The organism is Geobacillus sp. FJAT-46040 (genome assembly GCF_002335725.1).
GTDB lineage: Bacteria > Bacillota > Bacilli > Bacillales > Anoxybacillaceae > Geobacillus > Geobacillus thermoleovorans.
In genome coordinates, this window is sequence record NZ_NISS01000001.1 from 1,454,024 (window position 1) to 1,467,558 (window position 13,535).

12 protein-coding genes and 4 pseudogenes are annotated in these 13,535 nt (G+C 52.1%); 1 reads left to right on the top strand and 15 read right to left on the bottom strand.

Annotated elements, in window-relative coordinates; translation table 11 throughout:
• Positions 1 to 296: 296 nt before the first annotated feature.
• From CD000_RS07785 to CD000_RS07860, 15 genes and pseudogenes are all read right to left on the bottom strand, one after another.
• Complete coding sequence (locus tag CD000_RS07785) at positions 297 to 1,817, bottom strand: NAD(P)H-hydrate dehydratase (RefSeq protein WP_096225376.1); 1,521 nt, start codon at positions 1,815 to 1,817, stop codon at positions 297 to 299.
• A 340-nt stretch (positions 1,818 to 2,157) separates the two neighbouring features.
• Positions 2,158 to 2,556: a hypothetical protein gene (locus CD000_RS07795; RefSeq protein WP_096225377.1), complete on the bottom strand. Its 399-nt coding sequence runs from the start codon at positions 2,554 to 2,556 to the stop codon at positions 2,158 to 2,160.
• Positions 2,557 to 2,619: 63 nt separating this feature from the next.
• The gene (locus CD000_RS07800) at positions 2,620 to 3,027 is read right to left on the bottom strand and encodes a thiol-disulfide oxidoreductase DCC family protein (protein ID WP_011230991.1); all 408 of its coding nucleotides are present in this window, start codon (positions 3,025 to 3,027) and stop codon (positions 2,620 to 2,622) included.
• Positions 3,027 to 3,710: an SOS response-associated peptidase gene (locus tag CD000_RS07805; RefSeq protein ID WP_096225378.1), complete on the bottom strand. Its 684-nt coding sequence runs from the start codon at positions 3,708 to 3,710 to the stop codon at positions 3,027 to 3,029. The genes CD000_RS07800 and CD000_RS07805 overlap by 1 nt, the downstream gene beginning before the upstream one ends.
• Before the next feature lie 95 nt (positions 3,711 to 3,805).
• The gene (locus tag CD000_RS07810) at positions 3,806 to 4,741 is read right to left on the bottom strand and encodes an alpha/beta hydrolase (RefSeq protein ID WP_096225379.1); all 936 of its coding nucleotides are present in this window, start codon (positions 4,739 to 4,741) and stop codon (positions 3,806 to 3,808) included.
• 76 nt (positions 4,742 to 4,817) lie between these two features.
• Positions 4,818 to 5,450: pseudogene (locus CD000_RS07815) on the bottom strand (acyl-CoA dehydrogenase family protein); the annotation flags it as partial.
• 25 nt (positions 5,451 to 5,475) lie between these two features.
• Positions 5,476 to 6,015, bottom strand: coding sequence for an IS630 family transposase (locus CD000_RS19385; RefSeq protein ID WP_255404859.1), 540 nt, complete (start codon positions 6,013 to 6,015; stop codon positions 5,476 to 5,478).
• The gene (locus CD000_RS19390) at positions 6,012 to 6,542 is read right to left on the bottom strand and encodes an IS630 family transposase (protein WP_198962492.1); all 531 of its coding nucleotides are present in this window, start codon (positions 6,540 to 6,542) and stop codon (positions 6,012 to 6,014) included. The genes CD000_RS19385 and CD000_RS19390 overlap by 4 nt, the downstream gene beginning before the upstream one ends.
• Positions 6,543 to 6,719: 177 nt before the next feature.
• A pseudogene (locus tag CD000_RS07825) lies at positions 6,720 to 7,019 on the bottom strand (AMP-binding enzyme); the annotation flags it as partial.
• Positions 7,020 to 7,081: 62 nt separating this feature from the next.
• Positions 7,082 to 8,329: pseudogene (locus CD000_RS07830) on the bottom strand (RNA-guided endonuclease InsQ/TnpB family protein).
• Between the two features lie 140 nt (positions 8,330 to 8,469).
• Positions 8,470 to 9,375 (bottom strand): annotated as a pseudogene (locus CD000_RS07835) (class I adenylate-forming enzyme family protein); the annotation flags it as partial.
• Positions 9,372 to 9,761, bottom strand: a complete 390-nt coding sequence (locus CD000_RS07840) for a MerR family transcriptional regulator (RefSeq protein WP_096225380.1) — start codon at positions 9,759 to 9,761, stop codon at positions 9,372 to 9,374. The gene CD000_RS07840 and the pseudogene CD000_RS07835, both read right to left, overlap by 4 nt.
• A gap of 364 nt (positions 9,762 to 10,125) precedes the next feature.
• On the bottom strand, positions 10,126 to 10,914 hold the full coding sequence (locus CD000_RS07850; protein ID WP_011230985.1) for an ABC transporter permease: 789 nt from the start codon (positions 10,912 to 10,914) through the stop codon (positions 10,126 to 10,128).
• A gap of 2 nt (positions 10,915 to 10,916) precedes the next feature.
• Complete coding sequence (locus CD000_RS07855) at positions 10,917 to 11,690, bottom strand: ABC transporter permease (protein ID WP_023634112.1); 774 nt, start codon at positions 11,688 to 11,690, stop codon at positions 10,917 to 10,919.
• A complete protein-coding gene (locus CD000_RS07860) occupies positions 11,687 to 12,658 on the bottom strand; it encodes an ABC transporter ATP-binding protein (protein WP_011230983.1) in 972 nt (323 codons plus the stop codon). The genes CD000_RS07855 and CD000_RS07860 overlap by 4 nt, the downstream gene beginning before the upstream one ends.
• A gap of 161 nt (positions 12,659 to 12,819) precedes the next feature.
• Here CD000_RS07860 and CD000_RS07865 point away from each other — a divergent pair, with 161 nt between their 5' ends.
• Positions 12,820 to 13,248, top strand: a complete 429-nt coding sequence (locus tag CD000_RS07865; RefSeq protein WP_011230982.1) for a hypothetical protein — start codon at positions 12,820 to 12,822, stop codon at positions 13,246 to 13,248.
• Positions 13,249 to 13,535: the final 287 nt, after the last annotated feature.

Consider the following 13,535-nt stretch of genomic DNA (forward strand, 5'->3'; position numbering starts at 1 on the left):
TATCCATGTTTGTCCAAAAATGGAACTTCCGCCTTTCCGCAACGTTGATCATCGTTTCGAAAGAAGACTCCCGCTTCAAGCGCGTGAAGGGCGCAGCCCAGCGATCAGTGGAAGATTGTCGGCTGATAAACCAACGATTACAGCTGCAGCCGCAAATACGGCCTCAGCGGTAAAGTTTGCGCCCGAACCACATGCCTTATGCGCAGAAGGCTGGAAGAAAGAAAACGCCAGCCGGTTATTCGCAAGCCAGCTGGATCGTTTTCATCCCCCAGCGCCCCTTTCAATGGACCGGTTGATCACGCCAGCGAAGCGAGCACAGCCGGCAAGGCCTCCACAACATCCGACGCCAATACATCCCAAGGCGAATGACCGTGTTGAACAAGCCAATCAGCAGCCTTTCCATGCACGAACGCCGCATTGCTCACCGCAGGCTGCACCGCCTCGTGCTGCAACAAAAACGCCGCCACGATGCCCGTCAACACGTCACCGCTGCCGCCTTTCGCCAAAGCCGGGTTGCCGGTCGTGTTGACATATTGCGATCCATCCGGCGCCGTAACAATCGTATACGGCCCTTTCAACACGACATACACGCCATATTCCATCGCCAACCGCTTGGATAACCCAAAGCGGTCGTGCTCGACCTCGCGAATGGAGCGACGGACGATGCGCGCCATTTCCCCCGGATGCGGGGTGATCACCGTCGGCGCGCTTCGGCGGCGCACCTGTTCGGCGTAATCATCCCAGAAAAATAGGGCATCGGCATCGAGGATAAGGGGCACCGGCTTTCGCACCAACTCCCCAACAAGACGGCGCACCCCTTCCGTTCTCCCCATGCCTGGACCAACGGCGAGCGCATCGACATCCAGCCCGTCCCAATCGGCCGCGCCGGCAAACGCTCCCCCTTCGGCCGGCCATGGCCTGCACATCGCCTCGGGCATCCGATTGGCAACCGCTTCGTACACTGTTTCTGGAACAACCATGGTCACAAGTCCGGCCCCGCTTCGCAGCGCTGCCTTGGCGGCGAGCGTCACTGCTCCTGCCATAGCTTTCGATCCGCCGACTACAAGCAGTTTGCCATACGTTCCTTTATGCGAGGACCGCCTCCGCTTTGGCATCGTCCGCATGACATCGCTTCGCTCCCACACGAACCGACGGGCTGCATTCGTTTTGACCACGAGCGGCGGAATGCCGATATCTACAACAGCGAGTTCCCCGTAATAATCGGCCGCTGGGAATGTGTACGCCCCAAGCTTCGGGCATTGAATGGTGAGCGTCATATCCGCGCGAACGGCCGCGGCGACATCACCGCCATCCGCCGGCACCCCGCTTGGCACATCGATTGCATACACAACAGCCCGCGAGCGGTTCAGTTGTTCAATGATTTCTTGATACGGAGAGCGAACCTCGCCTTTCACGCCGATGCCAAGGAGCGCATCAATGATCACGTCGTAGTGCGGCGCACGCATCGCAAACTCTTGTTCATTCCCTTCATACGGAATCCACGAATACCCGGACCGCTCGTACACCTCAAGCGCGGTGCGCGCCGCTCCTTTCACCTTTTCCTTTGGTGGAATGAGCCATACATCGGTTTCGTAGCCGCAGCTTTTCAACATACGGGCAACGACAAATCCATCCCCGCCGTTGTTGCCCGCCCCGGCAAGCACCGCCACCCTATCAGCGCGCGGAATCCGCCCTTTCAGCACCCGAAACAGCGCCTGCCCTGCGTTTTCCATCAACGAATCAGCGCTGATGCCGATCCGCTCCGTCACTTCTCGGTCGATGGCGTACATTTCATCAGATGTTACGACCGGAATCATTCTCCTTCCTCCTCTCTTCTTTTGGCCTTCGTCCCCTTTGGCGCTCCATCTTTTGCACATGTTGGCCATGGGAGAATCAGGCTTTGAGAACGAACCACGATGCCCGATGGAACGGTCTTTATGGAGCGTTCATGAAACGTTTGGCATTCCCTGCCGCGCCTTCCCATCATCAATGTATGATTTAGGGAAGCCTTGCCGGAACAGCCGGCGGCTGCGTCTAGGCGCATTTTCATTGGAGCGGCGTCACCCCTTTATCGCCGTGTTGCTCGCCTTGTCCTACCCGCTTATCCGCTATGCAGAAAAACGACGGCCATCGCCTTCACGATGACCGCCGCCTCGATTACGGCTGCTTGGCGATCACTTGCAGCCCAAACTGCAGGCAATCGTCGCAAATTGCCGCCAGCGGACCTTTGGCCAGCCTTGGTTTTTCTTTGAGACAAAATGAGCAGCGGCCGCCGCCATGCGCCTCTTCTGCCTCCAAGGCCAGCGTTTCCTCAAGTTTTTCCAATGAGAAGACAGCCAACGCCTCGTATACGTTATCAAGCAAATGATCATCAATATAGGCACATTTTCCTTCCCAACGGAGCGCGATGAGTTTCGCCCCCACCGCCATCCCTTCGTAAAACCGGCGCCGGGCTTCGTTCTCCCTTTGCTCGGCCATAGCGATCAATTCATCGGCAAAACGCTCAAGCGCCCGAGGCGTGCAATCATCAAGCCACCGTGTTGTTCCGTTTGCCATATCCATTTCCCCTCCCACGTTTCTTTCCCTTTTCAATACGACAAACGGGCGTATTTTCCTTCTTCACCACAGCGGCCATTCATCAAGAAAGCGGGATCGCAGCTCAGGCGGCGGCAGCTGACAATGATCGCGCTTCAGAGTGAGACGATGCCGATGGTTGGCGACCGTGTCATATATATGATCGCGCAACAGCCGAGGGATGAGAAATCCAGACGCTGCCAGCCAATTCCAAGGCCAAGCAAGACGCCGGCCGATGCGCAGGACAGCGTCGGATTTTACATAACAGCACCCGTTCTCGATGAGGACGACGCTGTCTCCCGCTGACATCTCCTGCTTGGCTAACAATGCTTGACCAACGGCGCTCTGTTGCGCCGCAAAGCGGAACACCGCCTGGCGGTCGCGGGCGGCGATCCAGTGCGCGCTCGCATGGCAAAACAGGCAATCGCCATCAAATAAGATGACAGGATGCATCACGTTCCCTCCATTGACCGGCTGTCGACCGGCTCGATGCAGGCGATCACGTCGTTTTTCGGCGAGTTGACCAGCGGCGCCACTTCGTACATGCGCATCTCGCCGCTCGGATACGGACGCAGCAACGATTTCAAATACTCGCTGTCATCCAAGCGCGGATCAAGCCAGTCGTCATGCCGCTCGGGAGGCAACATGACCGGCATCCGATCGTGAATGGGGGCGATGAGCTCGTTCGCCTTTGTCGTGATGATCGCGCACGTCTCAATCGGATCGCTCGCTCCCTCCCAGCGCTCCCACAATCCAGCGAACGCAAATGGCTCGCCCGTTTTGAGGGTGAACCGGTACGACACTTTTTTCGTTCCTTCCTTTTTCCACTCGTAAAACCCGTCAGCTAAAATGAGGCAGCGCCGCCGCTTGAACGCATGGCGAAAACTCGCCTTTTCATCGACCGTTTCCGCCCGGGCGTTAATCATCTTGGCGCCGATGCGGGCATCTTTCGCCCAAAACGGCACAAGCCCCCAGCGCATCATTTTCCCGACTCTTTCTCCCCCCTCGGCGACGATGGCCAACACATCTTGACCCGGGGCGATGTTGAACCGGGGCGCAAGCGAACCTTGATAACGGAAACGAAACAACGCCCGCAATGTTTCCAAATCAACTGTCAACGTAAACCGACCGCACATGGCATTCACTCCTCGATTCGTTGATCAATGCCATCTTCATTCTCTATTTCTTCCATTATAATACAAAAAGCGGCCGAACACGAATCGCAGCCGCCTTACGAAGAAGTTTTTACCAATGAGCGCAAAAACGCCGACACTCTTTCTACATACTCATCGCTGTAGAGAGAAAAACTTTTCACATGATCCGCTTTGTCCGTCAGCCATAGTTGAAACGCATGCGGATGGGTGTTGTACAACTTCACACTTTCTTTGTATGGAATCGAACGGTCGTCTTTGCTGTGGATGAACAAAATCGGCCTCGGCGCGACACGATCGACCGCATGGATGGGCGAAGACACGTCCAAATCCAAATCAGCCAGCGCCGGGACGATCGCTAAAATCAAATACGTAAACGGCACGTTCGGCAAATGCGTCCACACCGGCATATTGGCGCGCAAATATGATTCGAGGTCGCTGAACGGGCTGTCGGCAATCACCCCGCGCACATCCTGGTCCTCTGCCGCCGCCAAAATCGATGTCGCCGCCCCCATTGAAACACCATACAGGGCAATGGGCTCATCGAAGTGCTTTTTCGCGTAATCAATGACGCCAAGCAGATCGTCTTTCTCTTTGACGCCGATCGTAATCATATCGCCTTCCGACTCGCCGCTCGCGCGAAAGTCGAACAAGATGACGCGATATCCGTCGTCAACAAGCCGCTTGGCGAGCGGCAAAAACGGCACATTTTCTTGGACGCGGTTGTTGCCGTATCCATGGGCAAAAATGACCGTCATTTTCGCCGTTCCTTTTGGTGGAATAATCCAACCTTTAAGCGCCGTTTTTCCATCTTTGCTTGTAAACGTCGCCCGTTCATACGCCATGCCATAGTCTTTCGGCGTCATGGTAACCGGCTCGCGCGGTTTATGCGTCAGCTGCCAGCCGACATAAACGGACAAACCGACGCAGGCGAGCAACCCCAAAATGACAACGCCAATGGCCGCAGAAATCCAAACGCGCCGTTTTGTCCGGCGCGGCGTGCGCACCACTTCCATGTCCGTTTTTCCCTTCCTTTCTTTCATCCTACTTGTTGAATTGCTCATTTGGCAGTCAAAAAAAGAGATGTCCGCCAAAAACGAACTTCCCTTTCGTCCCCGGCCCGCTCCCGTCGATGCGCGCCAATACGAGCGCCACGCCGCAGCGGCCGGCATTGCTGGCAAAATATTTTTCCCCATATAGTTTATAATGGTCGCCGCACGGCACAGCACGCACCGCGTTGGCGCCAACGTCCGACCCTCCCTGTCGCTCGGTTAAAAACGTCGCCCCTTCGTACAACTCGACTTCCCCGGTGGAGATGACATGGGGCAAATACGTCGCCTTCAGCTTTTCATCGGCGAAATGTTCAAGCACATAGGCGGTCGCCATCGTCAGCGTCACCGGACAATAAAACCCGGGCTCAGCTTGGGATAAAATGTACCCTTGGGCGTACGAATACATGTAGTTTCCTTTTCTTCCAAGCTCGGGAATCGGTTTGTGCACATAACCGACAATGCCCGTTTCGTACGTCTGTTTTGCCGTCTGCACGTATCCTTCGTTTACCCATACTTCGGAAATGTCGTTCCCAAACCGGTCGTACTTGATGAGGCGCGGCTGCCCTTCGCGGTCGGTGTGCACGGCGCGGCGGTCGACGTCCGTCAAGCAAAATTCGTAAAACGACGCGAGCTTTTCTTCCGCATACCGATACAATTCGTCATCCATATACATGCAACATGAAGAGTTAACTTCTCAGTCATCCTGCACACCCTAAGCGCTGCAGCACTTCCTCCGGACGTTCGTGGATGTAGTTGACAAACCGAGTAATGGCTTGAATGATATCGTTGCGATCCTTGTGAAATACATTGGCAATCACCGTATCTTGCAGCCATTTCCATAAGCGTTCGATCGGGTTCAGTTGCGGAGAATACGGAGGAAGGTAAATAAAGTGAAAACACTGTCCTTCTTCCCGCAAAAACTCCTTGACCATTTTGGCATGGTGAATGCGGGCGTTATCCAACACCAAAACCATGAGACGGTCTAAATAGCGCTGTTTGAGCATTCTCAAGAAATCCAAGAACGTCGCGGCATTGGCAGCGGTCGTTTGATGAAGCACCGTTTCACCATCATGGACGTTGACCGCGCCAAACAGCGATACGTGGGCATGATGGCCAAACGTCGGCACTTGTTTTTGGCGGCCGACTTCCGACCATGTGGACCGCAAGACATGGTAAGAGCGGATATGGGTTTCATCGATGTACAGAAGAACAGCATCTTCTGTCTCCTTGGTGATCAAGTTTTTTTTATCAGATCCATCTGTTTTTCAAATTGTTTTTGCTCATCCGGATTTCCTTTCGCCAGTGTGTACGTCGGTCGTGTCCACGACAGCCCTTTGCGGTGCAGGAGTTTTCGCAGCGCTTCGCGGGAAATGGAAACACCGAATTGCTTTGTGACATAGGATTGCAGGAGTTTGGTGTTCCACGCCGAAGCGACGTCCCAGCCCAGTTCCGCGGGAGTAGTGGTCAACACAAGCTGTTTGATCTTTTCCTGCTGTTCTTCGGTGAGAAACGGCTCCCGCCCGGGGGCGAAATCCCGATGAAGCAGGAGTTCAAGGCCGCCTTCGTTGAACAGCGACACATAATGGGAAACAGTTTGTCGGCACACGTTGACCATGGAGGCCACCTCTTTGCCCAAATAGCCTTCCATGACCAGGCGGACGGCCATCACCCGTTGGCGAAGAAGGGTGTTTTTGATTTTCCGTTCCTGTTTGCGAAGTGTCCGAGGTGTCCATCCGTGATCGTTGGTGATTTTGAGACGTTTCATGCAGAATTCCGCTCCTTTTCCATGCTTTTCCTTAGGAGCAGTATAACCGGAGTGGGAACCACTTATACGAAGGTTAACTTTTCAATGAGCATATATACAAATGCCGTTTCAAATTCGCCAGCAAATTCGGATCGACTTCATAAAGCGGTTTCATCGTCTCTCCCCTTTCCCCTCTTCTTATCGTCCCTGTGCTCCCTGCGCCGTCGTCTCCCACATCCGCAGCACTTGTTTCAACACTTTTCCCGTCGCATTGCGCGGCAGTTCAGCGATCGCCTCATACAGACGCGGAATTTTATAGTCAGCCAGCTTGTCAGATAGGAAACGCTTGCACTCTTCCGCAAGCGGTTCGAGCGGTTGGCTCAATACAACAAACGCTTTTGCCGTTTCGCCCCACTCCGGATGCGGCACGCCGATCACGGCAACATCGGCGATCGCCGGATGCGTTCGCAGCACATCTTCGACTTCCTTTGGGTGAACTACCCCCACTTAATTTTCTAGCGAAAATTTGAAGTGGGGGCTTCCAAAGAAGTTTGACTGCTTCAAGCAATCCTTATTCTTTGAGGCGTGTCCACTTCGCCGCTAGAGCATAAGACACTCAGGTCTACAGCTTTACTTTTCTTTAAGATGTTTACTGCGCCATTGACATCAGCATTAATTAGTTTGCCAGACTTTGTTCGATACAAGCCGCGCTTAATACGTTTGCCGCTGAACTTATATTCTTTTGGATTGTCGGCATTATATTCAGGAATCTCATCGCCGTCAAAAAAGCTGGCTTGAGACGTATAGGATTCTTCCTGTTTCAAGAATTCAATGCCGTAAAATTTACAAAGATATTCTAGTTTTTCTTTTATGTTACCGAGAGGAATATTGACAAAGTTTTGATTTGTCTTTTTTCCTAGATTAATATTGCGTTGCCATGTTTCCGCATAGCCAATGACAAGTTTGCCAATTTGATTTTCAATACAGTAGTTAATGATGTAACGGCAAGTCTTGTTGATATAATCATTCACTTTATTATTGCGATTCATAGCAAGCACAGCCTGTTTACGAGTGGTGCCTTTGATTTTTTGCTTATCTTTTATGCTTTGAAGTCTGGCCTTTTCTTTGTTAAACCATTGATTTATACTTTTTCATCTCCGCCCATCAATGATGAATGATCTGCCGTCTGATGTGACACAAGTGGCAACATTGTTTAATCCTAAATCAATTGCCAGTGCTTTTTGGTCATTTAATTCTCTTTGATCTTCAGGCATTTCATATTTGTACTGAATCTCAAAGAACCTGGCATGATGCTTAGGAATGATTTCAATCTGCTTAATCTTTTTGTCCAGTAACACAGGCGGAATCGTTATCGTGATAGGCTTGTGAGTCTTTTTAAATAGGCGAGAATACGGTATCGTGAATTTGTTGCCGTCTATACGAATCTGGCCAATGATCAGTGAATGAAAGCCATCTTTTTTAAGATATTTGGGAATACTGATAGCCTTGTAGTCATATTTTCCTTGTTTGGCAAGACTGATCAAACCAAAGAAGGATTTAAAGGCTTCATTGACCTTTTTTAAAATTTGCTGTGCCATGTTGCTGTTTAACAGCTTATAGTTTTCGTTAGTTGTTGCAAGATGATAATTTTTCTCATAATTAAGAAATTCCTTGTGTTCAAAATAGTATTGTCTGACATTGTACAATCCGACGTTGTACATGTTCTTGGCAATATGGCACAGTTCTCGAAGAGTCAAGTATTCTTCTTTGGTCAAACCATTTAGCTGTTGTTTGATACAAAAATACATTTTTTCACCTCCCATCTAACTATATTATACTATATTTTACTGAATCTATCCTATTTTCAGCAAAATATAGTTAAGGCGATTCATCTCCCACTTACTCCGCTTCGCTTCGTTGAAGTGGGAGTCTTCTCGCCTAATTAAGATAAACACATCATCCGCCCGGCGCCAAAGCGGCTGGCGACAAACTTCACTTCCTCACGCGACAGCGGAGCCCCGCCGTACATCCAGCAACGGACCGAAGAAAGGTCGTATTCGTCAAACCGCGGATGCTTCGCCGTCAACAAATACGCCACTGGCGCGCCGAAAAAGTGGGTGATCTTGTGACGCTCGACCAGTTCGAGCAACGCATCCGGGGAAAACGCAGGCGCTAGGACATGGGTCGCACCGACGTACGTGCCGCCTATGAAAAACAAATGAAGCGGCGCTGAGTGGCTGAGCGGCATGAGATGCAGCAGGCGGCTTTGACGGTCGATTTTCGTTTCGATCACGATCATGTCCGCAACCGTGATCACATTGCGATGCGTGAACAACACCCCTTTTGGCCGCCCCGTTGTCCCCGATGTATACAAAATCGTCGCCTCATCATCCTCTTTGGCTGGGCAGACGATCTCTTCTGGATCACCCGAATCGATCAACTCCCCGAGCGACAGCCAACCGCCTTCCGCCTTCCCGGTCTTCACCCAGATTCCATCGCTTCCACCGACAAGCGGGGCGAGCACTTGATGCACCCAATCGTGGGTGATGAGCGCCTTTGCCTCGCTATGGCCGAGAATATACTGCACCTCAGCCGCCGTCAAGCGCGCGTTAATCGGCACAACAACCGCGCCAAGGCGCAAAACGGCAAAGTACGAAACGGCAAACTCTTTGGTATTGGGCATATACAGCGCGACTTTATCGCCGCGTCCCACACCAAGCCGAGCCAATGATGAGGCCAAGCGATTGACCATGCAGTTGACCTCGGCATACGACAGCGATGATTCTCCTTCGATGACCGCCGTTTTCTCTGGAAATTTCCTCGCATTCCGGGCGAGCAGCTCTGAAATGTTCATCCATCCGATTCCTCCCATTCTCGCAATCGCTGTTCAAAATCGGAAAGCAGCGCTTCCATCTCCGCCTTCAGCTGAAGCAAATCCTCGATCCGCTCGCTCACTTCCTTCAATTTCAGCCGCCCGTATTCGACCGTTTTTTCAAGCTGTTTCTTCCCCGTGCGATCCTCATCAAACAGCGCAATCATCTCATGAATTTCGTCAAGCGAAAAGCCGAACCGTTTGCCGCGCAAAATGAGCTTGAGTTTCGCCCGCTCCTTTTTCGTATACAGCCGCTGCCCTGACTCGGTCCGGATTGGGGAGAGCAATCCGCGTTCTTCATAATAGCGGATCGTCCGTGTGCTCACATCAAACTCTTGCGCCAAATCGGAAATGGTGAAATAGTGCATGGCCATCCCTTTTCTAGAATCAATATTCTGAATTTTATTTTAATTGACGTTTACGTAAAAGTCAACGAATATGAAAGCAAAGAAACAGTCATCCTCCCCCTTCTCCGTGTCCATTCTCTTCGCCATCCAACCATCAATATGGAAAAAATGGATCTGGGAGCCGTCGGCGAAAGGAGACATCCTAAGCCAATGCAAAGAAAGAGACAGTCGACCGAACGCACAGGTCATCAGCACTGAAACGCTTTTCCATTATTCATGGCGGCTAGAAGCGAATCGGACGGCATGGGTCGATATACGCGCCGCTGATTCCCTGGCGAAATCACCATGACAAAAGAAAAAAGCCCCTGTCTAAGGAGCCGTTTCCTCACCCGCCCGCCCCGGTGTAAAAGCGCAAGGCAAACCGCCAAAAGCGACGGGCCAGCCATAAAAAGAGAATGGCCGCAGCCAAAGCCGCCAGCGCTGTCGGGATGCGCCATTTTCCAAGCAGCGCCAAAGCCGGCGTATTGGTGATCAACACCGCCGGCAAGATGTAGGTAATCACCAACCGCACCGCCCCGCGGTACATGCTGCCGGGAAAGCGGGCCGTATCAAAAAAAGAATCGAAAATAAACGACAAGTCATCGATGCGCACGACCCAAAACGAGGTCGTCATCAACATCATCCATAGCGAATAAATGAGCAAAAGAGAAGCGGCCATCACGATCAGAAACATGCATACGTCGGCCGCCGATGGCACGTAGCGTTCAACATACAAGCCGAAGCCGATGACGCCGATGCCAAGCGCCACATCGATAAGCCGCCAAAAGACAAGGTGGCGGAAGCTGACGTAAAACATGCTGTCGACCGGTTTCGTCAAAATATAATCGAGCGTGCCGCGCCTGACATGCTCAAGCAGCCTTGGCATGTTCGGGCGGAGCGCAAAATCGATGAATCCGCGCAGCGTATTAAAGACGCCGAGCAGCACAAGCACTTCCCCATACGTCCAGCCGCCTAAGCGATCCGTCTGGTAAAAAAAGATATGGACGGTCAACAGAGCGATTGCGATGCCAAAAAAGCTGGCGATAAAATTGCCGAAAAATTCGCTCCGGTATTCCATTTCCTCGACCAAACAAGCGCGGAAAAACTCGCGGAACACCCGCCCGTATCGCCGCATGTTCATCCACCTACCGCCTGATTTTTTCTCATCCCCGCTTTCCACAGCCATTGCAAAGCACCAATCAGCGCCATCATCCACCCGGCGGCGATCGCAAAGCCGCGCGCCAACTCTCCTCCATCCGCCGCCCCGGTGGCGATTTCGATCGGAAAACTGATCATATAGCGAAACGGCAGCCACTCGCTCCATTCGCGAAGCTGCGGCGGAAGCAGCCCAAGCGGCGCGATCCGTCCTGACAAAAACAACGAAATGACGTCGATCACGCCGTACACAGCCGCCACTTTCGTCATCCAAAACGCAAGCAACCCGCACGAGTAACTAAGCAAAAAACGAAGCGCCGCACCCAATACAACCGCCATCAAAAACAACATGATTTGACTTGCCGTCATGTGAGGACGAAGCGCCGGCCAAAATGTCGCTGCCACTACCCAGACAGGCACTAAAATGACGGCAAACAGCCATTTATAAATGATGTTTTCCGCGATCGCCCAATGGATCGGGTGAAGCGGCCTAAGCAGCAAATTCGAAAACGTCCCTTCGCGAATTTCACGGTCCAGCTCCCATACATCCCACGCGCTCGTCATTCGTTCGACAAAAATGACGGCCATAAAATAAAAGACAAACGAATCGCTCTCTTCCGGATGAATGTTCATCCAGACAAACATCGTGATCAGCGGCTGCGTGATCGCACCCGTCATCCAGACGAACGTCGCCAAACGATACGCGAGCATTTCGATGTATTTCATCCGCAACAAAGCGATATATTTGCGAATCATACACGCTCCTCCTGAAACGCGCGCGTAATCACTTCCTCAAGCGGCGGGTCTTCAATATTGATGTCGCGGACATCAAACCGCTCTAATAACCGCGCTGCTGTCCCCGCCGCCTTCTCGCGCGCCACCCGCAATACGACTGTTCCTTCTTCGATTTCCGCCACTTCGCCATACTCTCCCCAATCCATGTCCGGAACCCGTGAAAACCGGACTTCCAATCGCTTGTACGGCGCCAGCTTCTCCGTCAGCACCGACAGTTCCCCGTCGTAAATCAATCGCCCGTAGTTGATGATCATCACCCGGTCGCAAAGCGCTGCAACATCACCCATGTAATGCGATGTCAACAAAATCGTCGTCTCGTGCTCCCGATTGTAGTCAACGATAAAGCGACGCACGTTTTCTTGCGTATGAACGTCAAGCCCGATCGTCGGCTCATCCAAAAACAACACTTGCGGCCGATGCAAAAGCGCCGCCGCCAGCTCGCAGCGCATCCGCTGCCCGAGCGACAGACTGCGCGTCGGCTTGTCCAACAGCGGCGCCAAGTCGAGCAGTTCCGTCAATTCCTCGAGCGTCTGGCGGAAAGCCCGATCGTCGATGTCATAAATGGCTTTATTGACCAAAAACGTCTCCATCGGCGGGATGTCCCAAATGAGCTGGCTTTTTTGCCCCATCACCAAGCTCATCATTTTTTTAAACTCCGGCTTTTGCTCAAACGGCACAAACCCGCCGACCGTGATCTCTCCTGATGTCGGATGCAAGAGGCCAGCAAGCATTTTCATCGTCGTCGTTTTCCCCGCCCCGTTTGGACCTAAAAAGCCGACAATCTCCCCTTTTTCAATCGTAAACGAAACGTCCTTCACCGCCTCAATGACGCGGTAGTCGCGCCGCCATAAACTGCGCGCCGCCTCAAGCCATCCCGCTTCGCGGCGATGGACGCGGAACGATTTATGCAAATGGCTGACACGGATCACCATGTTCATCCTCCAGTATGTGCATACTACTGACATTCTTTTGTTATATCACATTCGAAGGACGCGCCGCAAAGAAAAACGTTTCGTCATCTTTCTTCTATCATCTCTTTCTTTCGTCATGTATAATAGAAGGAGAATCGAACCAGAAAGGGGATTGTCGAATGGGAGCGATCTCAAATGAAATGATTTGGCAAGCCATTAAAGAACTTGCCGAGCAGCTGCAACAAACGAACGGACAAGTGCAGCAACTGGGCCAACAGGTGCAACAAACAAACGAGCAAGTGCAGCAACTGGGCCAACAGGTGCAACAAACAAACGAGCAAGTGCAGCAACTGGGCCAACAAGTCCAACACCTTAACAGCCAAGTGCAGCAGCTGAACCACCAAGTACAGCAAACTCATGAGCAAGTCGACCAGCTCGCCAAACAAGTGCAGCAAACGAATGAACAACTCAACCAATTAAGCCAGCAAGTGGCCGACATGGACAAACGGATCACCGATGTCGCCAACGGCCAAAACATTTTAGTTGAAGAGCTGTTCGAAAACAAAAAGGAGATCAAGCGCGTCAAAACGGCGCTCAATATGTACTAGACGTCAGTCCGCTCCATTTCGTTGATCTCTTCGACGTTTAACGCTTGTTCCATATCCTGTGTGAACATAGCCATCATCAAACAACATCCCCCTGCTTACGTCATACTAAAACTCCGAATCATCGTCGCCGCAAATGAAGCCCGGAAGGTTCTCCTAAACAGATCTTCCGGACTTTCTCATCATGAAAACGGACACCGTCTCGTCTCATCGCCCCAACATCTCTTTCACCGTCGTCCGCTCCTCAATCACCGATGGATTTCCAAACTGGCCTAGTCCGCTTGCTTTCT

Excerpts from the sequence above, each read along its gene's own strand:
- CD000_RS07850 (WP_011230985.1), bottom strand. The coding sequence starts at position 10,914 with ATGCGGCGATACGGGCGGGTGTTCCGCGAGTTTTTCCGCGCTTGTTTG.
- CD000_RS07840 (WP_096225380.1), bottom strand. The coding sequence starts at position 9,761 with ATGCACTATTTCACCATTTCCGATTTGGCGCAAGAGTTTGATGTGAGC.
- CD000_RS07800 (WP_011230991.1), bottom strand. The coding sequence starts at position 3,027 with ATGCATCCTGTCATCTTATTTGATGGCGATTGCCTGTTTTGCCATGCG.
- CD000_RS19390 (WP_198962492.1), bottom strand. The coding sequence starts at position 6,542 with ATGAAACGTCTCAAAATCACCAACGATCACGGATGGACACCTCGGACA.
- CD000_RS07810 (WP_096225379.1), bottom strand. The coding sequence starts at position 4,741 with ATGGAAGTGGTGCGCACGCCGCGCCGGACAAAACGGCGCGTTTGGATT.
- CD000_RS07785 (WP_096225376.1), bottom strand. The coding sequence starts at position 1,817 with ATGATTCCGGTCGTAACATCTGATGAAATGTACGCCATCGACCGAGAA.
- CD000_RS07795 (WP_096225377.1), bottom strand. The coding sequence starts at position 2,556 with ATGGCAAACGGAACAACACGGTGGCTTGATGATTGCACGCCTCGGGCG.
- CD000_RS07865 (WP_011230982.1), top strand. The coding sequence starts at position 12,820 with ATGGGAGCGATCTCAAATGAAATGATTTGGCAAGCCATTAAAGAACTT.
- CD000_RS07855 (WP_023634112.1), bottom strand. The coding sequence starts at position 11,690 with ATGATTCGCAAATATATCGCTTTGTTGCGGATGAAATACATCGAAATG.
- CD000_RS07805 (WP_096225378.1), bottom strand. The coding sequence starts at position 3,710 with ATGTGCGGTCGGTTTACGTTGACAGTTGATTTGGAAACATTGCGGGCG.